25 protein-coding genes and 1 pseudogene are annotated in these 25,437 nt (G+C 59.6%); 16 read left to right on the plus strand and 10 right to left on the minus strand.

Going from position 1 to position 25,437, the window contains the following annotated elements; genetic code table 11:
* The first annotated feature begins 1 nt into the window (after nucleotide 1).
* A complete protein-coding gene (locus GXX95_08400) occupies nucleotides 2-625 on the plus strand; it encodes a fumarylacetoacetate hydrolase family protein (GenBank protein ID NLT38162.1) in 624 nt (207 codons plus the stop codon).
* On the opposite strand, the gene GXX95_08405 is transcribed toward GXX95_08400, so the two are convergent.
* The 3 genes from GXX95_08405 to GXX95_08415 all read right to left on the minus strand — a co-directional run bounded on the left by GXX95_08405 (nucleotide 626) and on the right by GXX95_08415 (nucleotide 5,490).
* The gene (locus GXX95_08405) at nucleotides 626-3,367 is read right to left on the minus strand and encodes a DEAD/DEAH box helicase (GenBank protein NLT38163.1); all 2,742 of its coding nucleotides are present in this window, start codon (nucleotides 3,365-3,367) and stop codon (nucleotides 626-628) included. It lies immediately after the preceding gene.
* Nucleotides 3,368-3,492: 125 nt separating this feature from the next.
* Nucleotides 3,493-4,773 (minus strand): (Fe-S)-binding protein, encoded by a 1,281-nt coding sequence (locus GXX95_08410; GenBank protein NLT38164.1) that lies wholly within the window; start codon nucleotides 4,771-4,773, stop codon nucleotides 3,493-3,495.
* 171 nt (nucleotides 4,774-4,944) lie between these two features.
* Nucleotides 4,945-5,490 carry a ferritin family protein gene (locus tag GXX95_08415; GenBank protein ID NLT38165.1) on the minus strand — a complete coding sequence of 182 codons (546 nt, stop codon included), beginning with the start codon at nucleotides 5,488-5,490 and terminating at the stop codon, nucleotides 4,945-4,947.
* Nucleotides 5,491-5,731: 241 nt separating this feature from the next.
* Between GXX95_08415 and hyfB the strand changes: the two genes are divergently transcribed.
* From hyfB to nuoB, 6 genes and pseudogenes are all read left to right on the plus strand, one after another.
* The gene (gene hyfB, locus GXX95_08420) at nucleotides 5,732-7,798 is read left to right on the plus strand and encodes a hydrogenase 4 subunit B (protein ID NLT38166.1); all 2,067 of its coding nucleotides are present in this window, start codon (nucleotides 5,732-5,734) and stop codon (nucleotides 7,796-7,798) included.
* Entirely contained in the window at nucleotides 7,795-8,730 is a 936-nt protein-coding gene (locus GXX95_08425; GenBank protein NLT38167.1) for a formate hydrogenlyase, read from the plus strand. Before hyfB ends, GXX95_08425 begins: the two co-directional genes overlap by 4 nt.
* Entirely contained in the window at nucleotides 8,731-9,396 is a 666-nt protein-coding gene (locus GXX95_08430) for a hydrogenase (protein ID NLT38168.1), read from the plus strand.
* Complete coding sequence (locus GXX95_08435; protein NLT38169.1) at nucleotides 9,393-10,865, plus strand: hydrogenase 4 subunit F; 1,473 nt, start codon at nucleotides 9,393-9,395, stop codon at nucleotides 10,863-10,865. Before GXX95_08430 ends, GXX95_08435 begins: the two co-directional genes overlap by 4 nt.
* Nucleotides 10,862-12,448 (plus strand): hydrogenase large subunit, encoded by a 1,587-nt coding sequence (locus tag GXX95_08440; protein NLT38170.1) that lies wholly within the window; start codon nucleotides 10,862-10,864, stop codon nucleotides 12,446-12,448. Before GXX95_08435 ends, GXX95_08440 begins: the two co-directional genes overlap by 4 nt.
* Before the next feature lie 9 nt (nucleotides 12,449-12,457).
* A pseudogene (nuoB, locus tag GXX95_08445) lies at nucleotides 12,458-13,241 on the plus strand (NADH-quinone oxidoreductase subunit NuoB).
* 202 nt (nucleotides 13,242-13,443) lie between these two features.
* Here nuoB and GXX95_08450 read toward each other — a convergent pair.
* The gene (locus GXX95_08450) at nucleotides 13,444-13,875 is read right to left on the minus strand and encodes a universal stress protein (GenBank protein NLT38171.1); all 432 of its coding nucleotides are present in this window, start codon (nucleotides 13,873-13,875) and stop codon (nucleotides 13,444-13,446) included.
* A gap of 48 nt (nucleotides 13,876-13,923) precedes the next feature.
* Nucleotides 13,924-14,346, minus strand: coding sequence for a universal stress protein (locus GXX95_08455; GenBank protein ID NLT38172.1), 423 nt, complete (start codon nucleotides 14,344-14,346; stop codon nucleotides 13,924-13,926).
* A 123-nt stretch (nucleotides 14,347-14,469) separates the two neighbouring features.
* Here GXX95_08455 and GXX95_08460 point away from each other — a divergent pair, with 123 nt between their 5' ends.
* The 7 genes from GXX95_08460 to GXX95_08490 all read left to right on the plus strand — a co-directional run bounded on the left by GXX95_08460 (nucleotide 14,470) and on the right by GXX95_08490 (nucleotide 19,957).
* The gene (locus GXX95_08460; protein NLT38173.1) at nucleotides 14,470-16,347 is read left to right on the plus strand and encodes an NADH-quinone oxidoreductase subunit L; all 1,878 of its coding nucleotides are present in this window, start codon (nucleotides 14,470-14,472) and stop codon (nucleotides 16,345-16,347) included.
* Nucleotides 16,347-17,210, plus strand: coding sequence for an NADH-quinone oxidoreductase subunit H (locus tag GXX95_08465; GenBank protein NLT38174.1), 864 nt, complete (start codon nucleotides 16,347-16,349; stop codon nucleotides 17,208-17,210). The genes GXX95_08460 and GXX95_08465 overlap by 1 nt, the downstream gene beginning before the upstream one ends.
* The gene (locus tag GXX95_08470; protein ID NLT38175.1) at nucleotides 17,210-17,647 is read left to right on the plus strand and encodes an NADH-quinone oxidoreductase subunit B family protein; all 438 of its coding nucleotides are present in this window, start codon (nucleotides 17,210-17,212) and stop codon (nucleotides 17,645-17,647) included. The genes GXX95_08465 and GXX95_08470 overlap by 1 nt, the downstream gene beginning before the upstream one ends.
* The gene (locus GXX95_08475) at nucleotides 17,644-18,024 is read left to right on the plus strand and encodes an NADH-quinone oxidoreductase subunit C (protein NLT38176.1); all 381 of its coding nucleotides are present in this window, start codon (nucleotides 17,644-17,646) and stop codon (nucleotides 18,022-18,024) included. Before GXX95_08470 ends, GXX95_08475 begins: the two co-directional genes overlap by 4 nt.
* Nucleotides 18,017-19,093: an NADH-quinone oxidoreductase subunit D gene (locus tag GXX95_08480; protein NLT38177.1), complete on the plus strand. Its 1,077-nt coding sequence runs from the start codon at nucleotides 18,017-18,019 to the stop codon at nucleotides 19,091-19,093. Before GXX95_08475 ends, GXX95_08480 begins: the two co-directional genes overlap by 8 nt.
* A 4-nt stretch (nucleotides 19,094-19,097) precedes the next feature.
* On the plus strand, nucleotides 19,098-19,490 hold the full coding sequence (locus GXX95_08485; protein NLT38178.1) for a 4Fe-4S binding protein: 393 nt from the start codon (nucleotides 19,098-19,100) through the stop codon (nucleotides 19,488-19,490).
* A 74-nt stretch (nucleotides 19,491-19,564) separates the two neighbouring features.
* Nucleotides 19,565-19,957: a hypothetical protein gene (locus GXX95_08490; protein ID NLT38179.1), complete on the plus strand. Its 393-nt coding sequence runs from the start codon at nucleotides 19,565-19,567 to the stop codon at nucleotides 19,955-19,957.
* Between the two features lie 19 nt (nucleotides 19,958-19,976).
* Here the strand turns inward: GXX95_08490 and GXX95_08495 are convergent, their stop codons facing one another.
* The 4 genes from GXX95_08495 to GXX95_08510 form a co-directional block, all read right to left on the minus strand.
* On the minus strand, nucleotides 19,977-20,219 hold the full coding sequence (locus tag GXX95_08495) for a hypothetical protein (GenBank protein NLT38180.1): 243 nt from the start codon (nucleotides 20,217-20,219) through the stop codon (nucleotides 19,977-19,979).
* Between the two features lie 102 nt (nucleotides 20,220-20,321).
* Nucleotides 20,322-20,666: a rhodanese-like domain-containing protein gene (locus GXX95_08500; protein NLT38181.1), complete on the minus strand. Its 345-nt coding sequence runs from the start codon at nucleotides 20,664-20,666 to the stop codon at nucleotides 20,322-20,324.
* Nucleotides 20,667-20,677: 11 nt separating this feature from the next.
* Nucleotides 20,678-21,568, minus strand: a complete 891-nt coding sequence (locus GXX95_08505; GenBank protein ID NLT38182.1) for an AAA family ATPase — start codon at nucleotides 21,566-21,568, stop codon at nucleotides 20,678-20,680.
* A gap of 87 nt (nucleotides 21,569-21,655) precedes the next feature.
* Nucleotides 21,656-22,072, minus strand: a complete 417-nt coding sequence (locus tag GXX95_08510; GenBank protein NLT38183.1) for a hypothetical protein — start codon at nucleotides 22,070-22,072, stop codon at nucleotides 21,656-21,658.
* 625 nt (nucleotides 22,073-22,697) lie between these two features.
* Between GXX95_08510 and GXX95_08515 the strand changes: the two genes are divergently transcribed.
* Both GXX95_08515 and GXX95_08520 read left to right on the plus strand, forming a co-directional pair.
* Nucleotides 22,698-23,003, plus strand: coding sequence for a hypothetical protein (locus GXX95_08515; protein NLT38184.1), 306 nt, complete (start codon nucleotides 22,698-22,700; stop codon nucleotides 23,001-23,003).
* Between the two features lie 359 nt (nucleotides 23,004-23,362).
* The gene (locus tag GXX95_08520) at nucleotides 23,363-24,823 is read left to right on the plus strand and encodes an NYN domain-containing protein (protein ID NLT38185.1); all 1,461 of its coding nucleotides are present in this window, start codon (nucleotides 23,363-23,365) and stop codon (nucleotides 24,821-24,823) included.
* A gap of 93 nt (nucleotides 24,824-24,916) precedes the next feature.
* Here the strand turns inward: GXX95_08520 and GXX95_08525 are convergent, their stop codons facing one another.
* A complete protein-coding gene (locus GXX95_08525; protein ID NLT38186.1) occupies nucleotides 24,917-25,357 on the minus strand; it encodes a hypothetical protein in 441 nt (146 codons plus the stop codon).
* Between the last annotated feature and the right edge of the window lie 80 nt (nucleotides 25,358-25,437).

Genomic DNA, 25,437 nt, shown 5'->3' on the forward strand with positions numbered 1-25,437 from the left:
CATGCCGACAGGCAAGATCGTGTGCATAGGTCAGAACTACCGCGCTCACGCAAGGGAGCTCAACTCCCAGGCCCCGGAGGAGCCCATGATCTTTCTAAAGCCCTCCTCCGCCCTGATAGGGGACGGGGAGGACATCATGGCCGGGGACGTGGGGAGGGTGGACCACGAGGTGGAGCTTGCCCTCATCATCGGCAGTACCGCCAGGAACGTTACCGACGAGGAGGCGTTGAGCAAGGTCTCACACGTCGCCGTGTTCAACGACGTGACGGCCAGGGACATGCAGAACAAGGCACGCAAGGCCGGGGACCCCTGGACCTTATCGAAGAGCATGGACACCTTCGCCCCCATGTCGCAGCCCGTCCCCTATTCTTCGGTGGAGGATGTTCATCGGCTGGAGCTCGTTCTTACAGTCAACGGACAGGTAAGGCAGAAGGGGAACACCGCGGACATGGTGTTTCCTCCCGAGAGCCTGATCTCCTACATCTCGAGGTTCATGACCCTTGAGGCGGGGGACATCATAGCCACCGGAACACCCGAGGGGGTCAGCGCGCTCCATGACGGCGACCTGGTGGTGGCGTCCATCCCCGGTGTGGGGACGGTCAGCAACCGGTTCCGGAGAAAGTGATCAGTCCCAGAAGCGCTTGGTCCTGGCGTACGTGAGCTCGGCACTGAGGATGTCCCGCAGAAACTCGTCCTCGTCCTCATAGAAAGACGACAGGACGCGGGCGGCGGTGTCCGGCCCTATGCCCCTTCCGGCCAGGGTGACCATGGCCCTCTTCCCATGCTCCCTGACCAGGCTGGCGTTCTTGAACATCCTCTTGATCTCCTTCGTCTCCTCCTCATTGGGCTTGGCCTTCTTGAGAAGGGCGATGTCCTGTTTGTTGTAAGGCAGGAGGGCGGCCACCATCTGCCCTCCGCAGCGGGGGCAGAATATCCGGTCAGGCGCATCCTGAGGCTTCATACGCCACTGGGTATGGCAGTTGACGCAGGACATGCTCATGACCTCTGCCTCCAGCCTCTTCTTGAGCGCCATGAGGATGGTGTGGTCGGCACGCTGGGGCATTATAAGCTCTCGGGAGTGCTGCAGGCCCGCACGACCCATGGTGGTCAGCCCCATGGTGCGGAAGGTTATCTCCCCGCTCTCGATCCGCCGCATGGCCTTGACGGTGCCTTCAACGTCGAAGTCCTCCCACAGCACCTTCCTCACCGCCTCCTCGAACAGCACCGTGTCCTCGTAGGCCTCGGCCAAGCGGGTGAAGTTCACCTGCCGGTAGTCGGCATCGCGCTCGATGGCGCCGAACTTCTTGGCCACGAACACGAACCTGAACCTCAGGTAGGAGGAGGACTTCAGGACCAGACGGACCAGGCTCTCCACCCCCTCCGATCTAATGGACCTCAGGGTCTCGATGATGAGCTTGGGGTCAATGTCCCGGGGAAGCTCGATGACAATGCGGTAGGGGTCGGTGTGCACCCCCACGCTCTCCCCCAGGCGCGCTGTCAGCAGGACCGAGAGGATCTTAGAGATGGTCTCGTTGACCTGGGTCCCGAAGCACATGTTCAGCACCGCCATGCGCTTCCCCATCTCCAGCGTCACCATCTGGTCGGAGGGCACCGCCCCGTCCGCGTCCTGCTTGCCCAGGTACACCTTCAGTGCCTCGATGGCATCGGCATCCCCGGTGTAGTCGGCGTAGGAACGCGTGCGGCGGAGGCGGCCCACCTCCTGGGCCACCTCGAAAGGTACAGGCAGTTCCTCGCCCACCCACGAGGGGATGGAGCCGATGTCGCGAATCTGCTCCACCAACAACTCATCCTCCCTGACCTCCACGATCCTCCACGTCTTACCGTGGGTGATGAAGGCCGCGTACGGCTCGGCGAAGGACACCACGAACGACTCGTCCAAGGTTCCCATGATCCGCCGCGAGGAGATGTCCCGTATGAGGAACGTGCGCTCGTCCGGGATCATGGACAGGTTGTCGTAGAAGTACCGCATCCCCCGGTTGCTGCGCCGGTACTTCTCCTCGTTATCGAAGAGCAACCCTATCCTGGTCAGCTGCTCCATGACATCATGGAACTCCTCCCGTGGCAGGTTCCGGAAGGGGTAGGCCCGCTTGATGACCTGGTAGGCCAGCTCCTTCTCCACCTGCCCTACCATGGCCATCGCCACCAGCTGGTTGGCCAGCACGGACAGTGGCCTCTCCCGCACCCGGAGGTCCTCCAGCTCCCCGGCCATGGCCCGCCGGGCAATGACCAGGCTCTCGGCGACCTCATCCGGATTGGAGGCCACTATAGCCCCCTCGGAGCGCTCCCCCACCGAATGTCCCGCCCTCCCCATGCGCTGTATGAGGCGGGAGACCTGGCGCGGGGAATTGTACTGGATAGCGTAGTCGACGGAGCCGATATCGATGCCCAGCTCCAGGGAGGAGGTGCAGATGAGGCCCTTGAGACGCTCGTTCTTGAAGTCCTCCTCCATCTCGATGCGCACCTCCTTGGACAGCGATCCGTGGTGCACCCCCACCTTGAACCCCTCGTCCCAGATGTGGAAGCGGGCGGCGATGGCCTCGGCGGTGTCCCGGGTATTGACGAACATCAGGGTGGAGCGGTGCTCCTCGATGAGGTCCTTGCACCGCCTCATCCCCGAGATCAGGTGCGGGTCGCTCTGCAGGCGGCCGGCCAGGTCCCGGTCCTCATCGACGACCGGTGGCGACTGCACGTTCACCTGCAGGTCCTTGGAGATGTGGGCGCGGACGGTCCGCACTTCCCGTCGCTCTCCTCCGAGGTACCTCGCCACCTCCTCCACTGACCCCACGGTCGCGGATAGGCCGACGCGCTGGAACTCCCCGGATATCTCCACCAATCGCTCCAGGGCGACCGCCAGCTGCGCTCCCCTATCGTTGCTGGCAAGCTCGTGGATCTCATCGATTACCACATGCTTCACGCGGGACAGATGCTCCCTCAGCCTCTTACCGGTGAACAGCACCTGCACCGTCTCGGGAGTGGTTATGAGAACGTCCGGAGGGTCCCGGGACTGATGCTGCCGCTCCGTCTGGGAGGTATCCCCGTGCCTCACCGCCACCTTCAGGTCCAGAGCGTCCCCGAACTCCGTGAGCCTCTTCAGCATATCCCGGTTGAGAGCCCGCAGGGGCGTGATGTAGATGCATCTTATCCCCTTGCCTGGGGTCTTCATCAGCTGATGGAAGATGGGCAGCATGGCGGCCTCGGTCTTCCCTATGCCGGTATGGGCCACCAGGAGCAGGTTCTCGCCCCGAAGGATATAGGGAATGGCCTCCTTCTGAGGGCCTGTGGGCTCATGGATGTCCTTGTCCCGGAGGACCTGCTGGATACGTTGATCTAGCTGCTCAAAAACCATGGCCAGGCGACAATTCGAGGGCACTTCGGTATTTCAACCTATCGCCTGGTTGTTCGAACGCGATATCTGTCGACAGCAGCGCGTACAGTGTAGCATAAGGAAAAAAAGGTACGTCTGGAAAGGGTTTACGCTTTCTGTGCGGAGGCCTTGGCCTTCTCTGCTGCAGCCGCAGGCTTGGCAGCGCCCTCGGCCTTCGCCGGCCTTGCCGCCACCTTGCCTTCTGCCTTGGCGCCCTCGGCAGCGGCCGGAGCGGCATTGGGATCGGTGGCATCTAGCAGCAGCTCAGATATGTCCAGCACCTTGATGTCCGCGCCGATCTGCTTGGCCCCTGCCTGAAGGTTGAGGACACAGAACGGGCAAGTCGTTACCAGGATATCCGCACCGGTGGCGATGGCCTCCTTCACCCTCTCCGCGGCTATGTTGACGGCGAGCTGGTTGTACCCGCTCTTGTAGCCGCCTCCCGCGCCGCAGCAGCGCGAGCCCATGCGGTTGCGGGGCATCTCCACCAGCTCCACGCCGGGGATCTTCTTGAGCACCTCTCGGGGGTCCTCGAACACTCCTCCGTGCCTACCTAGATGGCAGGGGTCGTGGTAGGTGATCTTGGCCTTGATATCCTTGGTGAACTTGAGCTTCTTCTCCTTGATCAGCTTGTTCACGAACTGCGAGAAGTGGTACACCGGGAAGGAGGGGTTGGAGAAGTACTTCCCGTAGTCGGTAGAGGAGGTCTTGAAGCAGCCGGCGCAGGTGGTGACCATGGCCTGGGCCCCCCTCTTCTCGACGGCCCGGATGTTGTGCTGTGCGAACTCGGTGGTGAGACCGGTCTGCCCGGTCCTGAGCATGGGGGAGGTGCAGCAGTACTCCTCTCCTCCCAGAATGTCCAGCTTAACGCCGGCGCGGTGCAGAACGGTGGCCCCGGCCTTGGCGATCCTCTGCATCCTGTACGATCCGGTGCAGCCCGCGTAGAAGATGATGTCGGGATGTTCGGTGTGGGGTATCTCTGACGGCCACCAGTCGCCGCGCTTCTCCCTCGGCTCGTTGTAGGGGTTGCTGAAGTCCTTGATGCTCTGGGCGAGCTTGGAATGCGCCGGCAAGGGACCCTTCCCCTGGTCCACGACCCACTCCCTGACCTTCTCCCAGAACTCCGCGAACTCGATGTTGACGTGGCATACGGTCTCGCACTGGGCGCACCCGGTGCAGCTGAACAGGGCGTCCACGAACTCCTGGTCGACCTTAACCTTGCGTCCCAACAATGTGTCCATCGGGGAGCGCTTCATCAATTGTGTAAGGTAGAATACCTTGCCCCGGGGAGTAACGGACTCCCACGGCGTCTGCTCGTAAGTGGGGCAGACCCGTACGCAATAACCGCATTGCAGACAAGCAAGAAGTTCCCTATTGATATCCGGCATCTTTACCATGGGTGTACCTCTAAGAATTAGAGCCTGTTATCACCTGTTAATAGCGATACGGAACCACAGTATGGAAGAAAACGTCTTTAAACTATCGACGGAACAGAAACGGACATTGGAGGATGTCCAGATCCATCCAGGCACCCCCTACGGGGCATCGCCGCAGGACTTTCATCCATCCAGGATGGGTTCGTAGCCATACCAGCTTCCGCCCCTTTTCAGGTACTCCAGGTTGTCCTCGAGGGTCTTCTGATGCCCTCTCTCCCACTCCACGAGGCGCTGCATCAGCGCCTTCAGCTCCGGGTCCCGGGTCAAGGAAGCGACCTCGCCGTACATGCGCACGGAGGCCTTCTCCACCTCAATACCCATCTCCACCGCCCTTATCTCATCCTGGGAGGAGAAGCATGCTCCTGGGGGGACATCGGGGAAGGGACGTTGGGGAACGATATTGGCGTACTCCGGGTCCGGAGCGATGGTGTCTACGTTCTTTCCCGGGAAGATCCTGTCGACCTGCCTTATCAGCCAGGTACGGTGGTCCTTCTCATCCTTGGCCAGGCTACGGAGGATCAGCTTTCCCTCCTTGTCCTTGACGCACTCGCTCATCCGCAGGTAGAAGTCCCTCCCGTAGGTCTCCACCTTTATGGCCGCCGCGAGCAGGCCCAGCTGTTTGTTGAGGATCTGCTGCTCCATCTTCCAATCGCTTCTCTCAGAACCCATATCCCTCACTCAGTAAGAGATTGATGCCATCGCTATAAAAACATCTTACCATTATTGCCTCAAAAGGTCAGCATAAAGGCTTGCTCAAGGCACGTCCAGAGGACCTCCGGTACCTGCGAACTATGGTAGCTGACGAGGAAATATTTATGAATGACCAGTGGTTTGCCCGCCAAGAGGGCATGGCCAGAACGTTAGAGGTTGAACATCGAAAAGGAGCGCCGCCCCTCAAGCTGGTCCTTCGATGAACGGTCAAGAGCTTTTCGGTTTGTTCATCCTTACCTCGCTCCTAGGAGCGCTGGCATCGCTTTCGATGGGAAGATGGTCCAAGGCCTGTCGGGTGGTGTCCTTCTCTTTTTCCACCTTATCCTCCATGTTGGGACTGGCCCTGGCCCTGGAGGTGCTGCTGGGGAGCGGGACCGTCGTCCTCACCCTCCCCACGGCCGTGGCCGGCTTCGGCACCTTCTCCTTTGTCATCGATCAGTTATCAGCATTCTTCCTGCTGGCCATCTCTATCCTGGGAGCATGCGTATCCATCTACTCACTGGGCTACACCAAGGAGTACGAGGGCAAGTACAGCCTGGGGACCATGGGGCTGCTGTTCAACACCTTCCTGCTGAGCCTGGTCCTGGTAGTATCGGCGGACAACGCCATCCTTTTCCTGATAATGTGGGAGACCATGTCGGTCTCCTCTTACCTGCTGGTCATGTACGAGAACAGGAAACAGGACAGCGTGTCCTCGGGTTTGCTGTACGTGGTCATGACCCACCTGGGCACCGCCCTCATCACCGTGGCGTTCATCATAATGTGGCTTAACACTCCCGGCGACCACTCCTTCGACTTCTCGGCGTTCCGGGAGCTCGGCGCTCTGGGCGCGATGCCGGAGCTGGCGAGGAACGTCGCGTTCATCCTATTGCTCATCGGCTTCGGCACCAAGGCCGGCCTGGTGCCCCTGCACGTGTGGCTGCCCCAGGCCCATCCTGCCGCTCCCTCCAACATCTCGGCCATGATGTCCGGCATCATGGTGAAGACCGCTGTCTACATGCTCATCCGTTGCTACTTCGACTTCCTCGGCACCTGGGACACGTGGTGGGGCCTCCTGGTGCTTCTCATCGCCTGCATATCAGCGCTGGTGGGTGTGCTGTACGCCTTGATGGAGGAGGACCTGAAGCGGGCCCTGGCCTACTCCACGGTGGAGAACATCGGCATAATCTTCATCGCCCTGGGGGCGGCCATGGTCTTCGAGTCCTACCATCTGGTCGATCCTGTGGCCAACGCCCATCTGGGCGACCTGGCGGCGCTGGCCCTGATCGCTGCATTGTTCCACACCCTTTCCCATTCTCTCTTCAAGGGCCTGCTGTTCATGGGGGCGGGGGCAGTCCTCCATGCCACGCACACCAAGAACCTGGAGGAACTGGGAGGCCTGGCCAAGAGGATGAGGTGGACGGGGGTGCTGTTCTTCATCGGGGTGCTGTCGATCTCCGCCATCCCTCCCTTCAACGGTTTCGTCGGGGAATGGCTGATGTTCCAGTCCCTGCTGCTGACGCAGAACATCACCGATCCCATGGTAAACCTACTTCTCCCCGTGGCCGTGGCCGTCCTGGCCCTCACGGGGGCACTGGCAGCCGCCTGCTTCGTGCGCATCTTCGGAGCTACGTTCCTGGCCAGGCCGAGGAGCAGGCACGCCGCGGAGGCCCAGGAGGTCCCCCGGAGCATGCTCGTGGGCATGGGGATCGCCGCCGGGCTGTGCGTGCTCACCGGCGTTCTCTCGATATTGATAGTTCCCGAGATCGACAAGGTGACCTCCTCCCTCCTCGGTGTGAGCATCGCCGGGAAGCTGGTCAACGGCCTCATCCTCAGCCCGCCAGCAGGGGAGTTCTCCAGCATGAGCCCCCTGGCCATCGGCGTTCTGCTAATGATCGCCATACCCGCATCCCTGGCCATCTCCCGTTTTCTAGGCGGCAGGCACAAGGTCGTGACCGGGGACACCTGGGACTGCGGCACCCCCCTAACGTCGCGCACCGAGTACAGCGCGTCCGGGTTCTCCGAGCCGATCAACCGCATCTTCAAGTCCGTGTACCGGCCGCACATCGAGGTGAGGACGGAGTACACCACATCCTCGCTCATCAAGAGACGGATCTCCTTCTCCCGTAGCATCGAACCGGTGTTCGAAAGATATCTCTACGCTCCCACGATCGGCCTGGTATTGGCGTTGGCCAGACGCCTGGGGTTCATCCAGAGGGGAAGCATACAGGCCTACCTGGCGTACATCTTCGTCGTCCTCCTGGTACTGCTGGTGGTGTTCCGATGATCGTAGAGGTCCTGCAGACCATCCTGCTCGTGGCCATCGCGCCCCTCATCACCGGCATCATCCGCAAGGTCAAAGCCTATCTGCAGAGCAGGACCGGCCCCAGCATCCTTCAGCCCTACCGGGACCTGAGGAAGCTGTTCTCCAAGGGTTCAGTGGTATCAAAAGATGCCTCCTGGGTCTTCACCATCACTCCCTACGTCTGCCTGTCCGCGATCATGGTGGCAGCCCTCCTCGTCCCAGTAATCTATGCCCGGACGTTCGGGTTCGTGGGCGACCTCATAGTGCTCATCTATCTCCTATCGATGATGCGGTTCTTCATGGCCCTGGCGGCCCTGGACACCGGCTCCGCCTTCGGGGGCATGGGGTCCAGCAGGGAGATGTACATCTCCTCCATCGTGGAGCCCACCATGCTGCTGTCCATCTTCGCCATGGCCCTGGTCGCGGGGACGACCTCCCTGGGCAACATCGCCGACGGCATCGCCACCAACGGCTGGGACCTGGTGGCCCCCACCCTGCTTTTGGCCGCGGCGGCCTTCTTCATCGCCACCTTGGCAGAGAACGCCAGGGTGCCCTTCGACAACCCCGCGACGCACCTGGAGCTGACCATGATCCATGAGGCCATGCTCCTGGAGTACTCGGGAAAGCAGCTGGCGCTGATGGAGATATCCTCAATGACCAAGCTCATCATCTTCCTGGCCATCCTTTCCAACGTATTCTTCCCCTGGGGTATTGCCACCGACCTCACGGTCCTGTCCCTGACCGGTGGCCTGCTGGCCTTCCTGGTGAAGGTCCTGGTGCTGGCAGTGACGATCGCGGTCATCGAGTCCGCGACGGCCAAGATGAGGCTGTTCCGCCTGCCCAACATCCTGACCGTGGCCTTCATCCTCTCCCTTCTCGCTGTCATGTCCTTCTACATACTGGGGGCGACCTGAATGGCTTTCTCCACCACCACCATCATCGACGGCCTGGCCGCGGCCATCCTGCTCACCACCTTCATAGCCATCGCCAGCAACCGTATGTTCTCCCTGGTCCGCCTGTTCGCCCTGCAGTCAGTGGCCCTGGGGCTGCTGGCGATGTCCGTGGCCTCCATCACCGGCGCGGGGCACATCTACGCCGTGGCGGTCCTGACCATCGGCATAAAGGGAGTGGTCATACCCTGGATGCTGCTGTACGTTATGGACAAGATAAGGACCACCAAGGAGGTCGAGCCCCTGGTCAGCATACCCCTGTCCCTACTGCTGTGCGGGGTCCTGACCGCAGTGGCGTTCTACATAACGGAGCCCATAATCTTCACCAGCGGGACCATCACCACCATCACCAAGAACTGTCTGGCCATCTCCCTGGCGGTGGTTCTCATCGGCTTCTATACCATGATCGCGCGCAAGAAGGCGGTCACCCAGATCATGGGGCTGCTGACCATGGAGAACGGCCTGTTCCTCGCGGCCATCTCCGTCACCTACGGAATGCCCATGATCGTGGAGCTGGGCATCTTCTTCGACATTCTGGTCGCGGTCCTCATCATGGGCATGTTCGCCTTCCGCATAAACAAGACCTTTGACAGCGTGGACACCACCATCCTGAGGAGGCTGCACGATTGATCGAGTATATCCTCCTCATACCCCTGATCATCGCCGCCTTATGCTACCCTCTGCGCAGGAGGGCCTTGGTGGAGGCGGTGGCGGTGGCAGGCTCGGCGGTGACCCTGATAGCATCTCTGTCGATCTCCTACGAGGTGTTCACAACCGGGACCCTGGACGAGGGCCTGCTGTACATGGACGCCCTGTCCGCCTACGTTCTGCTCCTGGTCTCCCTGGTCGGACTCCTGGCCTGCTTTTACTCCATATCCTACCTCCGCCGGGAGCTGGAGGAGGGGGAGATCACCGAGCTGAAGCTCAGGAACTACTACATCTTCTTCCAGCTCTTCGTCTTCACGATGCTCCTGGTCACCGTCTCCAACAACCTGGGCATCATGTGGATCGCCATAGAGGGCACCACCCTGGCGTCCGCCTACCTGGTAGGTCTTTACGACCGTGACACCTCCATCGAGGCCGCCTGGAAGTACCTCGTCATCTGCTCCGTGGGCATAACCCTGGCCCTTCTGGGGACCATCATCGTCTACGCCTCCTCCATACAGGTCCTGGGCGAGGAGTCCAACGCCCTCAACTGGTCCACCCTGCAGGCCAACGCCTCCGCCCTGGACCCAGGGCTCCTGAAGATATCATTCATATTCATTCTCGTGGGGTACGGCACCAAAGTGGGGCTGTCACCCATGCACACGTGGCTGCCCGACGCCCATTCTCAGGCCCCCACCCCTGTCTCGGCCCTGTTGTCCGGGGTCCTGCTGAACTGCGCCATGTACGGCATCCTCCGCTTCCACATGATAGTCTCCGGCTCCTCGCTCGGTGCCGGTTTCTCAGGCGGACTTCTGCTCTTGTTCGGCATAATATCCGTGGCCACCGCGGGGGCCTTCATCATAATGGCCAAGGACTACAAGCGGATGCTCGCATACTCCTCCATAGAGCACATGGGCATCATTGCCATCGGCTTCGGCTTCGGGGGCTTCTGGGGCATCTTCGGGGCGCTCTTCCACATGCTGAACCACGCCCTCGCCAAGACCCTCCTGTTCTTCGGTGCGGGTAAGGTCCTGCAGCGCTTCCACACCAAGGACATCGACAAGGTGCACGGCCTCATCAAGGTCCTGCCGGTAACTGGTGCGCTGTTGCTAGGCGGAGGGCTGGCCATCACCGGGTGCCCGCCCTTCTCGCTGTTCCTGAGCGAGTTCATGATAATGGTCGGGGGGCTCAGCTCGCAGAACTATCTGGGCACCATACTATACATCGTGCTGCTGATCATCGTGTTCGCGGCCTTCCTAAAGCACATCGGGGGCATGGTCTTCGGGGAACCACTGCTGGAGGAGAGGCCCTCCAAGGAGAGGCGGGGCACCGATGTGGTGATGATGGCGGTCCTCCTGATCGCCATCCTGGCGTTGGGCCTGTACGTCCCCGAGTTCTTGAACGAGGTTCTGGACCAGGTATACCGCCTGTTCGTGCCAGGGGGCGGAGCATGACCGTGGAGAAACTGCGCCGGATCGTGGAAGAGCTGCCTCCGGAGCTGTACTCCAAGGTGCGTGCTGCGAAGGTACGCGGCAACGACCTGCGTCTGCTGACCGGGATAGACGACCTCGCTTCCCTGGCCAAGCACATCCACGGAGCACACCAGGCCTCTCTGGTCACCATGCACGCCACCGATGACCGGGCGGCGGAGGACTGCTTCAAGCTCTACGTGGTGCTGTCTCCCCGAGGGATCGACGCCTACGTCACCATCATCGCCCCCCTCGAGCCCCGCTCCCAGAGGTTCGTGTCCCTCACCCCTCAGATCAATGAGGCGGATTGGTACGAGAGGGAGGTCCAGGACATGTTCGGCCTGGAGGCCGTCGGCCATCCCGACCCCCGACCACTGGTCCTTTACGATGATTGGCCCCAGGGCGAGCACCCTTTGCGGAAGGACTTTCCGCTGGACCGCCGGCCACCGCGGGTCAGGAGCGCGTACCATTTCACCAAGGTCGAGGGCGAGGGCGTGTACGAGATACCCGTGGGCCCGGTGCATGCGGGGGTCATCGAACCGGGCCATTTCCGCTTCTCCGTAGCCGGGGAGCCCATCATCAACCTGGAGGTACGGCTGGGGTACGTCCATAAGGGGATAGAGAAGATATCGGAGAGCACACCCTATTGGAGGGGGACCCACCTCGCCGAGCGCATATCCGGGGACAACTCCGTCGCCCACTCCACCGCCTACTGCCAGACCGTCGAGGCCCTTGCCTCGGCGGAGGTACCGGAGCGCGCGGAGTACATCCGCACAGTGATGCTGGAGCTGGAGCGAATATACAACCTCATCGGGGACATATCCGGCATTGCCCTGGACACGGCCTTCAGTGTAGGCGCCGCCAACGGCTACCTGCTGAGGGAGAAGGCCCTCAACCTCAACGAGTGCCTGACCGGCTCCCGGCTGCTGCGCTCGGTGAACGTCATCGGCGGGGTGAGGAAGGACCTCTCCGCCAACGATAGGGAGAAGACCCTCTCTGCCCTCGTGCGGCTGAAGCTGGAGTTCGAGGACCTGGTGGACCTGATGATCACGTCCACCTCGCTTCTGGACAGGGTGGAGACCACGGGTAGGCTGTCCATGGAGATGGCCGTGAGGCTCAACGTGGTCGGCCCAGTGGCGAGGGCTAGCGGTGTCGACCGTGACGTCCGCAGGGACCATCCCTACGCCGCGTACGACAGGCTGAACTTCCTGGTGCCCCGGGGAACGGCCGGCGATGTCAACGCCCGGACCAGACTGAAGATGGACGAGGTGAGGGAGTCGTTCTCGCTCATCGACCAGGCCCTGGACGGCATGCCCGCCGGCCCCATCCGTACAGTGGTGGACAACATCCCCGCGGGGGAGATAGCCATGTCCCTGGTGGAGTCCCCCCGGGGGGAGCTGGTCCACTGGATCCTGGCCGGGAAGGAGAAACCTTACCGGCACAAGATACGGGACGCGTCCTTCTGCAACTGGCTGGCGATGGAGGAGGCGGTCCTGGGCAACATCGTCCCCGACTTCCCGTTGATCAACAAGAGCTTCAACCTTTCATATTCGGGGAACGACCTGTGAGGTGCCAAGATGTTCAAGTTCCTTAAGCTGGGAGTGCTAAAGAGGGGGGTTCAGACCAAGCCTTACCCGCAGGAGCCTGTGGTGCCCTACGATGCCTTCATGGGTCTGCCGGAAGTAGACGGGGCGGCGTGCGACCGCTGCTCGCATTGCGTGTCCGTCTGCCCGGTGCAGGCCATCTCCCTGACCGAGGAGGGCGTGGAGATATCCACGGCCCGGTGCATCTTCTGCGGTGACTGCGCGGAGGCATGCCCCAAGGCCATCAAGATGAGCCGGGAGTTCGAGCTGGCCGCGACGTCGAAGGAGGACCTTAGGGTGGTGTACCGCCATGGATGAGGAGACCGAGAGGCTGGGGGAAGAGCTCAGGAACAAGGTGAGGGAGGTCTTCGGCCGCTCCCTGGCCATTAGAGAGGTGGACGCGGGCTCGTGCAACGGCTGTGAGGTGGAGGTCAACTCCCTAACGAACGCCATCCACGACATCGAGCGGTTCGGTCTGCACATCGTGGCCTCCCCACGCCATGCGGACATGCTGCTGGTGACCGGTCCGGTGACCCGCAATATGGAGCTTCCGCTGCGGCAGACCTACAACGCCACTCCCAGTCCCAAGATGGTGGTGGCCATGGGCTCTTGTGCCATATCCGGGGGCATATACCGCGGATCCTATGCGGTCCTGGACGGTGTCGATAAGGTGCTCCCCGTGGATGTTTACATCCCTGGCTGCCCTCCCCGCCCCCAGGCCATCATACAGGGGATAATGGTGGCCTTAGGCAAGATGGAGGAGAGGAAGGGTCTTTAAGCCTGACTTGGCGGAGGCATATGGGCCCTGATCAGCTGTCTCTTTGAACCATCGCGGTTTCCGGGATCAGTGATCGCTCCCATATCAAATGCGATGGACGATCATAGATCATATGTACGGAGGGTAGTTACAGCCCGGCCGCTATTCGGCCTAACGATTCTCTCCTGGAAACGCTCTTTATGGGAAAATGCCGAGCGTCTCATCATTTCACTACTATCACCGAGCAGGGACTGTTGCGGACCACATGCTCGGACACGCTGCCTATGAGCACCCGGTCCAGACGTGACTTCTCTGAGGTCCCCACTATCAACAATCCTGCGTTCAAGCGCTCGATAGTGAACACGATGGTCTCGTTGGGGGAGCCGCCCTCAAGCAGCGCCGTCACATCCACCCCATGGTCCGTAGCCTGGTCCACGATGGCGTTGAGCTTCTTCTTCGCCTCTCGTATCTGGGACTTCTTCTCGTCGTCCGAGAGCTTATCGCTGATGACCATGAGCACCACCAGCTTGGAGCCCAGCTGCTTGGATAGCTCTATAGCTACCCACATGGCCTTCTCTGAGCTCGGCTTCCCATCAGTGGCCAGTACAACGTTCTTCCCCTGCAGGGTGTAAAAAGGAGGGACGTCGGGTTCCATGGTGCACAATAATGAGGAGATAGGACATAAGCCCTTGCTGGCACCCTCTTACTTGACCACGATCACGGTACAGCCGGAATTACGCACCACGTACTCGGACACCGAGCCGATGAGCACCCGGTCCAGGGCGGTCTTGCCCGATGTGCCCACGATGATGGCCCCGGCCTTGATCCTCTCAGCTGTGGCCAGTATCGTTTGGTAGGGTGATCCTCCTTCAAGCAAGGTGGTCACTTCCAACCCCCGGTCTAACGCCAGGTTCTTTATGTCGACGAGCTTGGCCATCCCCTCTTTGATAAGCTCCGTCTTCTCCGACTCGTTCTTGGGACTGACCACGTACACCACGAACAGCTTCGACGATGTGAGGGCGGCCATCTCGATGGCGTAGTTGATGGCCTTCATCGAGTGTGGCTTTCCGTCCGTCGCCAGCAACAGGTTCCTTCCCTGTATCTGACCTTCCGAGGTCTCCTCCATGATCGGTGGAAGGTGGAACTGCGAAATAAAAGGTTGTTCCAGCGGATCAGACCAAAGATTCAGCGTCCTCCAGACCACTGATGGTGCGAAGTTAGAACTAACCCTAGGCCGATAATAGGCCGCATGGAACCGGTGGAGCTGTTGGCGGTTGTTCTGATCATCGTTCCGATCCTCGGCGCGATGGCCAGTTTGCTCACAAGGGGTAACATGGGGCTCAAGGTAACAGTGGCCCTGACCACCGGCGTGATCTCCGTATCATCACTGGCCCTGTTCCTGCTCATCTCTCCAGGTACTTTCCAGTCGGAGATCGAGGCCTCCTCCCTCTTTCCCATGGGCCCGGCCATGATCGCCATCGATCTCCTGCTGGCAGCTCTATTCGTGTACATAGGGTGGCGCATCCGGAGCTATCTGGTCATGGGCATCGCCACCGCCAACCTCGTACTGGCCATCCTGTTGGACGTACTGACAGGCTTTCAGGAGGTCAACCCTGCCCTGGTGATCGACCATCTGGCGGTCATCATGGTCCTTATCACCAGCCTGATAGGCTCCATCATCGCCATCTATTCCCTGAGGTACATGGAAAATGACCTCCACCGGCCCCGTTTCTTCGCGGCGGTGCTGCTGTTCCTGGGTTCCATGAACGGGGCCGTTCTGTCCAACGACCTGCTGTGGCTCTTCGTGTTCTGGGACCTCACCACCCTATGCTCCTTCCTGCTCATCGGCCATACCGGGACGGACGAGGCCAAGAGGGCGGCCCGCTGGGCCTTGACGGTCACTCTAGGGGGAGGGCTGGCGTTCATATTCGGTACAGTGCTGGCATTCCATTACAACGGCTCCCTCGCCCTGACCGCCTTCCCCATATCAGGGGCCAACGATCTGGCGCTCCTCCCTATGGCCCTGCTGTCGGTGGCCGCCTTCACGAAGTCCGCCCAGGTCCCGTTCCAGTCTTGGTTGCTGGACGCCATGGTGGCCCCCACCCCGGTCTCCGCCCTGCTGCATTCGGCCACGATGGTCAACCTCGGCGTGTACCTCCTCATAAGGATGTCCCCCAACCTGGCGGGATCGCCCTCTCTCAGCGCCGTCATCGCCCTGGTGGGAGGAGTGACATTCCTAGCCTCATGCATTCTGGCCATCACCCAGAGCAATGCCAAGAAGGTGCTGGCATGGTCTACCATCGGCAACCTCGGCCTCATCACCATGTGCGTCGGCATCTCCACGCCACTGGCGGTCACTGCCGCTGTCGTTCTCCTCCTGTATCACGCCATCTCCAAGGCCTTGATGTTCCTGTCAGTGGGGGTGGTCAAAGAAAGGTTACAAAGCGAGGACATAGAGGACATGCAGGGCCTACGCACCTCCATGCCCTTCGCCAGCACGGCGCTGTCCATCGGCATCCTGACCATCGTCCTTCCTCCCTTCGGCATGTTCGCCTCCAAGTGGTTGATAAGCGAGGCGGCGGTGACCTTCCCCTTCCTCATGTTCTTCCTGGGGGTGGGCTTCGCGGGCATGGTGGTCTTCTACTTCAAGTGGATGGGGACCATCCTCTCCGTCGGTCCCGGGGTCCGCTCCACCCCCTTGAAGGGCGATCCCCTGGCCCGCAACTACTTCTGGACCCTGGGAACCCTTATGGTCGGTGCCGTGGCCCTGTCCGCCCTGATAGGCCCAGTGCTCCGCAGCCTGGTGCTGCCCTTCGTCGAACGGCACTTCCCGCTCCCCGTGGGTACTGATGACCTCACCCTTTTCACCTCCTCGGGGGAGTTCCCGGTGTTCCTGTTCCTCCTCTTCGTGGCCATCATCGTCTTGGGCCTGGGTATTATAGTGCGTCCGGAGGAGGAAGAGGTGAGCACGCCCTATGCGTGCGGGGAGACCTTTGAGTTCGAGTACCGCGGCAACTACTACCTGGGGGAAGAACACGTGAGGCAGGGGATCGCGCTCACCGAGGCCGTGGGAGCCGTCCTGGTGGGAGCCGTCCTGCTACTGCCTCTCCTTCTGGAGGTGCTGTGATGGAGCCCGTGACCCTGCTTGTGCAGATAGCGATCATCGTCCTCGCCCCCATTGCGGTGGGTCTGCTGAGGGGTGTGGACAGGAAGCTCACGGCACGGATGCAGAACCGCCGCGGTCCCCCCGTGGTGCAGCCGTTCTACGATATGGTCAAGCTGCTGTCCAAGAAACCTATCCTCATCAACAACCTCCAGGTGACCTTCGCCGCCACCTCCCTGCTGTTCCAGGTCGCTGCCCTGGCCCTGTTCGTGGCAGGAGGGGACCTGATTATCGCCTTCTTCGTCTCCGGGGCGGGGGCGATATTCCTGGTGCTGGGGGCGTTCAGCGTGCGCTCTCCCTACTCATATCTTGGGGGTCAAAGAGAGCTTCTTGCCATCCTCGCCTACGAGCCGGTTCTGTTCCTGGCCATCTTGTCCCTGGGCATGCGCGGCTCCTTCCTGGTTAGCGACATCCAGGGCGGCCTGCTGGTGGACCTCCCCCTGGTGCTGCTGGCCCTGATCCCGGTGATGGTGATACTGCTGGAGAAGTCGCCATACGACGTCCCTGCCGCGCACCAGGAGCTTATATCCGGGCCATACGTCGAGTATTCTGGACCCTACCTTGCCATCATGGAAGGGGCCCGCTGGTTCCAGTTGGCCTTTGTTCTGGGGGTGATAACCCTGTTCGTTTGGCACGATAATACAGCGGTCTCGTTGTTAGGGAAGGCGGCCATCGTCCTCCTCGTGCTCCTCGTCACCATCGTCATAGATAACATCACGGCCCGCCTGACCCGGGAGCGGATGGTCATGTTCATGCTGACCGTGGGGATCGCCCTGGTGGCCGTCAATATGATATACCTTACCATTTTCCCGGAGGGGCTGATCTGATGGGGCTCGTACAAGGATCGAGGAAGAGGTCACCGTGGATCCTGCATTTCGACACTGGTTCCTGCAACGGCTGCGACCTGGAGGTGTGGGCGCTGCTCACACCGCGCTACGATGTGGAGAGGTTCGGCGCGGTCAACAAGGCCAACCCCAAGCACGCCGACATCCTGCTGATCACCGGACCAGTCACCAAGAGATGCGAGGACCGGTTGCGCAACCTCTACGAGCAGACCTCGGGCCCCAAGCTGGTGGTGGCATGCGGAGATTGCGCCTCCACCGGGGCGCCCTTCCATAATTGCTATAATGTGTGCGGGGGAGTGGACAAGGTGATCCCCGTGGACGTCTACGTGCCGGGGTGTGCAGCCCGACCGGAGGCCCTCATTGACGGCCTAGTGCTAGCCCTTTCTCTATGGGAAAAGAGGATGGAGGATGAAGGATGACAACGGAGGAACCGCAGTTCGACCGCAGTGACGTCATCGACGTTCGGAGGCGTTTCAAGGGCTTCCTGGATGCCGGGAGCAGGTTCATAGCCCTGGTGGTCCGGGATAGTGAGGACGGCAATTTTGAGCTCATTTACGTTTTCGATCAGGACGAGAAGATGACCGACTTCCGGTTCGCCATCCCAGTAGACCAGGAGGTGGACTCGGTCGCTGACATCTACCCCGGGGCGATGACCGCGGAGAGGGAGGCGGTGGACCTGTTCGGGGTGAGGTTCAAAGGCGTTCGCCCCGGCCTTTTCCTCGTTGAAGGGAAGAGCCCCCCCGAACCGCTTAGGAAGCGTCAGGCCGACGTAAAGGGGGGTGACGTACCTGGCTAGAGCTACTGTGATCCCCTTCGGCCCACAGCACGCCGCGTTCCTGGAGCCCGTGAACGTGAAGCTGGTGCTGGAGGAGGAGAAGGTGGTGGGCGCGGAGCTGAACCAGGGATACAACCATCGGGGCATGGAGCACGCCCTGTCCCTGGACTACAAGAAGTCCCAGTACCTGTGCGAGAGGGTCTGCGGCATCTGCTCATATCATCACTCTTCCTGCTATTGCCAGGGGATGGAGGCCATCTACGGCGTGGAGGCCCCCCTGCGCGCCCAGCTCATCCGCACCATCATGATGGAGTGTCAGCGTCTGACATCTCATCTTCTGGCCCTAGGCCATATAGCCGAGGCCGTTGGATATGAGAACCTGTTCATGCAGTGTTTCCGGGAGAGGGAGTTCGTCATGATGCTCGTCAACCGCCTCTCCGGAAACCGGGTGCATTACAGCATGAACGTCATCGGCGGGGTCAAGAGGGACGTGGGCCCGGAGCAGGTCAAGGACGTGGAGGCTACCATGAAGGAGGTCCGTCCGCGACTGGAGGAGCTGCAGAGGGTGTTCCGCCGGGACAGCACCCTAGGGAAGAGGACCCATGGGGTGGGCAGCTTCCCGAAGCCGGCGGCAGAGAGCTGGGCAACGGTGGGGCCCGTCTCCCGGGCCTCCGGGATCCCTCGGGACATCAGACAGGACGGCTTCGCCGCCTATTCCGAGGTCAAGTTCGCTCCCATAGTGCGGGAGGAGGGGGACATCTACGCGCGCATGATGGTGCGAATGGACGAATGCCTGCAATCTGTAGACATCATCGAGGAGTGCCTCCCCCTCCTGCCAGACGGCCCCGCGGCGGTGCAGGTCAAGGGCCACCCCACCGGGGAGACGTTCTCTAGGGTGGAAGCTCCCAGAGGAGAGCTCATGTACTACATCCGTGCCAAGGGAGCGCTGGCTCTGGACCGTATCAAACTGCGCACCCCGGCCCTCATGAACGTGCCGGCCCTGCTGGCGATGCTTCCGGGATGCCAGCTGGCGGACGTACCGGGGATAGTGGTCTCTGTGGACCCCTGCATATGCTGCACGGACCGGTGATCACATGTCCATGCTGACCTCCTCCCTCAAGAACCTGTTCCGGCGGCCGTTCACCACCCGCTATCCTCATGCTCCCGCGGATATCCCCCCTGGTAACAGGGGGAGGGTGATGTGGGACATGGAGAAATGTATCTTCTGCCGCAGGTGCGAGCGCTCCTGCCCCACCAACGCCATCACCACCAACAAGGAGGCCAAGACCCAGAGGGTGGTGCGGAACCGATGTATCGCCTGTAATGTCTGCGTGGAGGTTTGTCCCACCCAGACCCTATCCATGGTGGCCGAGTACTCCAAGCCCGACGTAGCTCCCGTTGCCCACGTTTTCTCCGTCGACCTCCCGCGCCATGAGTATCGTGTCGAGCACCTTCCAAAGCATGGCGGGAAGAAGGACGCAGAATGATCACTCCCGAGGAGTTGAGATAAGAACGAAAATATAATAATATGTTTAATCTCTCTACCTGGAGAGGTCCAGTTTTGGCCAGAGGCATGAAGACGTTCACACTGAAGGTACCTAACAAGGAACTTTACAGGATAGTCAAGAGGCTGGACGACAAGGTGGGACCGCATTTTCCCACCAGCGGTGTAGCCTTGGTCAAGTACTCGCCCGATGAGCTGTGCGAGGATGTCGAGGATGTGCGCCTGGTCACCATGGGTACCAGGGACCGCGTCCGGACCACTCATAACTTCAGCCCCCGGGCGGACGGCCGTACGGATGTCATGATCGAGCTGGAAGTGTCCCTGCTGAAGGGAGGCAACATGTCCGTCGATATCAACTTGGCCTTGTGGACCATAACCTACATGGCCATAGAGTCCGCCTATCTCGAGGGCAAGGGGGAAGGGCACGTTGCAGCTACATCGGCCTCCTGAGATCTGTCGCTGAGAAAGATCACTGTGATCCGTCGGCCTCAGTGGCCGCATATCTCCAGAGAAGGCCAAGCCCCCCTGCCACAAAAGCGATCGACAGGCCCAGGGAGATCCCGATATCATCATCCATGAGCTTCAACGCCGCGGCGGGGCCCCCGGACGAGACACCATCTCCCACTAGGAGGGCGGCCAGCACCATGGCCGAAGCTGTGGTAGCGATGAGAATACCTATGCATATGCTGTTGAATCTCAGGGGGGTCAACATTCAATGGACGTGCCCCAAATATTTCAATGTGGCCTCTTGGCTCTCAAGGTCAGTAACTACCTAGGCCTTGATCGACCTCCCCCACCGGTGCGCTGGCTTAGGCTAGGACCTTTGGGTCCTGCTCCAAACGCTATAACCGCCGTCAAGCACCAGTATTTCACGATACCCGCGGGAGGACAGTAGGTCGGCCGACCTGCGCGCCCGGTTGATGGTCCGGCAGTAAACGATCACCGTCCGCTCCTTGTCCAGCTCTCCGCTCCAAGCTTCCAGCTGGGACAGGGGCCGGGACATTGCCAGCGGTATGTGCCCGGCATCATACTCTCCTTTCTCCCTCACATCCAGGAGGTAACAGCTCTCCTCCCTGATCTTTTGCTCATAATCCTTCAATCGGTCCATTGGGAGGAGAGTGAATCTGCTCATGCCCCATACCTTACGCGGACGTGACATAATACTTCCCCCTAACCTCGTATCTCCAACTCCCTGTCCACACGGCCGGTGGACCGCAGAGCATGGATGTCTCTTGCATCGGAGAGGAGGAAGATCAACTGGCGGGAAGGGAACAGGTCCAGTATATGGCGGTACTGCTCCATGAGATCATGGCTCTCTCCAAGCGGGTCGGCCATGATGACCGGGCAGACTGGCGCGTTCTCGCGGGCGAACGCCAGGGCATGGCTCAGAAGGGCCAGCCGGGCCTGGGACTGGGACGGGGGGCCGCTGAGAGTAAGCTCCAAACGCCCTTCAGGACCGTAATCCAAGGCATCAACGCCTCCTTCCGGGCACAACCTGTGGAACAGACCGGTGGTCTCCTTGGCGCACCTCAGGGAGAGGTCGCTGGTGCACCAGTTATCGCTGCACTGCACGGCCCGCTCAGGACCGCTGCGGCGGCCGTGAATGATCTGCATCAGGTCCGAACCGTCTATTAGGTTGGCATGAACGCATGCTTCCGGGAACAGCCTCTCCTGGTGCTCAATGAACTCCTCTGTGTCATCCCCCTCGGCGACGATGCTGGTATCGACAGACCTTCTCAACCTCCACCCCCATCCCTGCTGCGCCGTCCTCCCCTCCTCCTTGGAGAACAGGGCGTAGCGCTCCAGCGACTCTCCGTTCACGAACGTCAACGACACCATGACCTGGGCCATCCCTGAGCCCAACACATCCACGTTCGGGACCTGACCAGGATCAGATACCAGCTCGTTGCCCAGAAGGCACCAGGATATTGCCTCCAGGAGTGTGGACCTTCCCATCCCGGAAGGGATGGCGATGAGATTCACGCCGGGGTCCAGGGGGAGCTCGATCTCACCATGGAAGCGGCGATAGTTCACAAGGAGTATGGAGGTAAGCTTGGCCATGTTCTCTGCTATGTGCGGAAACGATTAATAAGTTAAGATTGGCCTGGTAAGTCGTCAGGAACGGTCGAGCACATCATCATTAGATCCCTACTGTCTCTTCCTGACCCTGTCCGGGGAGTAGGGCAGCATGATGCCAAGCTTGCCTTCGATGTCCTCGATGCGCCCGCACAGGTCGTCAACCTCCATGTCCCTCTTGTTCCTCTCGATGTTGGTCTTGAGCTCGTAGTACTTGAACGTCCCAATGGTGATAGGTATGGACTGGGCCAAGGACGCGGCGGTTATGACAAGATAATCGTTGTCAAGGTTGAGGGCCACAAGGCCGATGAACGCCATGGGGACGATGAGGGCCAGATACCACCAAGAAAGGCCTGCTTCCTGCCCCATCTCCCTCCCCTCGACGGCGCGGGTTATGACCATGAAGGCCACGAGAATGAAGATGGGGATTATGATGAAGAACACCGCCAGCTGTAATATCATGTCCCCAGTGAGGCTGAACTCTGTCAATGACCTGCCCTCCCGCCACATGAATCACAGGACCTACCATGATAAAAAGTAATGGTGACAGGCATTAGCATTCCTTCCACCGGATCTTTACGGTCGCTTTGCGTGTCGTGGAGAATAGGAGCGTCCCTGAACGGCCATTTTCATCGTACCATCGTGGCATGTGTGCGCCTAGGACCTTCGCTTGTTCTCGCTGCATGCTGTTTTTTTATTTATCATTTATCATATTCACGATATCGCTCCGCTGACGCTTAAATTGATGATATGCCTGGACATTAGCAGGGAATACCATGGGGATGGGAATGAGGGCGTTGTGATGAGGAACCTATATGGGTGAGGCATCTTCAACCTCAAATGAATAATCATCCATCATCTATCGGAAGAAGCCCCTTGGACCTCTGCCCACGTTGTCCGTCCTCTTATGCTCGGAGACCCCCATCATAGGCCGTACCTTGAACCTTACTTCCTACATGTTCGATGACCTGTATTGGGTCCATAATAGTGTCCCTATCTTCGGGATACTTCATATTTCTCCATAGCGTTGTTAAAACTCTGGAACATATGAGTTATTATCACATAAATTATTATAATCATTTAATATTAATATCAAGAAGGACCTTACTTTACCGTGCTCGTACGGATCTATTCCTCATCCTCCGACAGTCATGCCAAGGACCTGCACCAAAGGTTCCGGTCCAACGGCCCTTGTCCATATGGACATAGTGAGTTCATCATAGGCAAGGTCAAGGATGTGGAGGAGAGAACAGGCGGTTTCGTGTTCTTGGTGGAGATCACCAATCCCGCGGCGGTCGAGTACCTTAGAGCTCATAACATAAACGAGAACAAGAGAGGCCTAAGCTTCTATCTGAAGCTCATCAAGGGGAGGGGGCCGAGGCGTGGGGCGGGCCGTCTACCATACCAACGTGTTCCTTGAGATGACCTAGGGTCTCCCCTTTCCCCTTACAGACCTGGTCAAGCCATAGAGGCCTTCTCAGGTCGTATCATGCTATGATAACTAAATGATTAATTATATAGATAAATATAATATTATTATCATACTCCGTCCTAGAGCGCACCAACCATCTCCTCGCAGAATCACTCTTGATGGGCATTGTATCGTGGGGCGCCTAGGGCGGTTTTAAAACATCCTCCAATCGATCACCTTCTGATCTATGCGCATGGACACCCGGGGGCCGTGCCCACCTCTGAAAAATCATGATGTCCTATGAACGAAAAACGTTTATTTATATAACTCAAAGTACTGGCGTCACCAAGGAATGGAGATATTCTATCATGGACGAGAAGCGCATCGAGGACAGGCAACTGGCCTTCCTGGTAGATGGAGATAATGCCTCTGCAACATTGATAGAGGAGATGTTGGCAGAGGCCTCCAAGTATGGGTCGATCATCATCCGGAGGGTCTACGGCAACTGGACCGTGGGAGGGCAGGTCAACACGTGGAAGACCAAGCTCAAGGAATACGCGCTTACACCCTATCAGCAGTTTCCCAACATCTCCAACCGGCATGTCACGAAGAACGCCACTGACATCGCCCTCATCATCGATGCCATGGACATCCTCCATGACGGCATCGTGAAGGGCTTCGTCATCGTGTCCAGCGATTCGGACTATACTTCTCTGGCCATTAAGATACGGGAGCACGGCCTGTTCGTCATCGGGATGGGAAAGAAGGAAACACACGATTCCTTCCGCCGAGCCTGCGACGTGTTCGTATCCACCGAGAACCTGGGGAAGGAGCCCGAAGAGGAGGAGGACAAGGAGGCGCCACAGGCCCCCAGGAGCCATGCCAAGCCGAGAAGGGTCCCCAGGGATGCCATCGACATCCTCAACCGGGCCTTCGAATATGCGGTCAACGATGATGGGAGAGCGCTGAACGGGGACATCGGTGCGGCCTTGCGCCGCCTGGACCCCGCGTTCGATACCAGGACCTATGGGAAGCAGTCCCTACTGAACCTCATAAATGAACTGGACGATCTGTATGAGGTGGAGAGGTCGGATAGAGGGGCCATATATGTGCGCCGCAAGGGAGAGCCCCTCCCCCCTGCACTGGAGGAGAAGCCTCTCAATCAAGTAAAAGGATTGGAGGACCGCTCTGGGCAGAACGGTCGTTCTGCGATCGATGCCCTCCCCCTGCTTCTAGAGGCTTACAACATCGTGGAGAAGAACGGTGACGGCACGGTAGAGACCTTCCGCCTGTTCAAGGCCGCCAAGAAGCTGGACCCCGGCTTCGATAGTTTGAACTATGGGAAGGAGAAGATCTCCCATCTTCTGGAAGCCCTTCCTGGACACTTCGAGCTACTCGGCCGGCGTGGAAAGAGCATGCTGGCCCGAAGGGTGGACAAGAAGGCGGAAGAGGAGATCGTGGAGAGCGAGGAGATGCCGGCACCTGAACCGGAACAACCCACTATCGTCCAAGAGGAGGTGCCGGAGGCGGCCCCCCTTATCGAGCCCCAGTCACCACCGAAGAGCCAGATAGACCTGCTTAAAGTGGTCACCTCGGCCTTCGAGAACACGGTCAAGGATGATGGCCGGTCGTACTTGCCCCAGATGAGCAAGGAGGTCAAGCGGTTAGACCCCACTGTGGACTTCAAGAGCCATGGGAAGGCGGGCCTTCGCGAGTACCTTGAGGAGTTCAGCGATGTGTTCACCCTTCACAAGGAGGGCCGTAACATCTACGTGAGCAAGCGTAAGGGAAAGAGGCCCTCTCAGCACATCAGCGAACTAGTGAGGTAAGATACCTTAGAGGGCGGACGGGAGGGCCCCGTCCGTTCCATATAATTTCTTCTTAATACTAAGCCCCCTCACGAGCTGTCCTTTAACGGAAACTCACCTGGAGATGAGGCTTATGGCCCAGGTGACGCCCCCGATGATCAGCAGCGAGGCTAACACGGCGCCGAAGTTCTGATAGAGGCTGAAGTCGTTGGCAAAGAAGAACAACCAGATCACCATGAAGGTGAGCCAGGAGATCACCGCGATCCCATTGAGGGCCACCTTCCATTTGGACATGCGGATTATTGGAGGATAACCGGGGGCCTGCTGGACCATGGGCGGTCTCTTCATGACCCAGGTGACCCAGGTCAGTGTTAGTAATGCTGTCAACAGGAGCAGGGAGACCAGAAACACCGCCAAATTCTGGGCCAGTCCCATCCCCGAGGTCAGGAAGAACAACCAGATGACTATGAAGATCAGCCATCCAAAGATCGAAACGATGGTGAGGGTCACCCTCCACATCAGTTCCTTCTGAAAACCGGCCTGCTGTCCCATCATACTGTTCCTCACCTCTAACTTTTCCTTGAGATTTGATTCTTTGTCTAGTGTAGAGGCCTAGGCTACAAGTCTACGGGGCG

This window comes from Methanomassiliicoccus sp. (assembly GCA_012719175.1).
GTDB lineage: Archaea > Thermoplasmatota > Thermoplasmata > Methanomassiliicoccales > Methanomassiliicoccaceae > UBA6.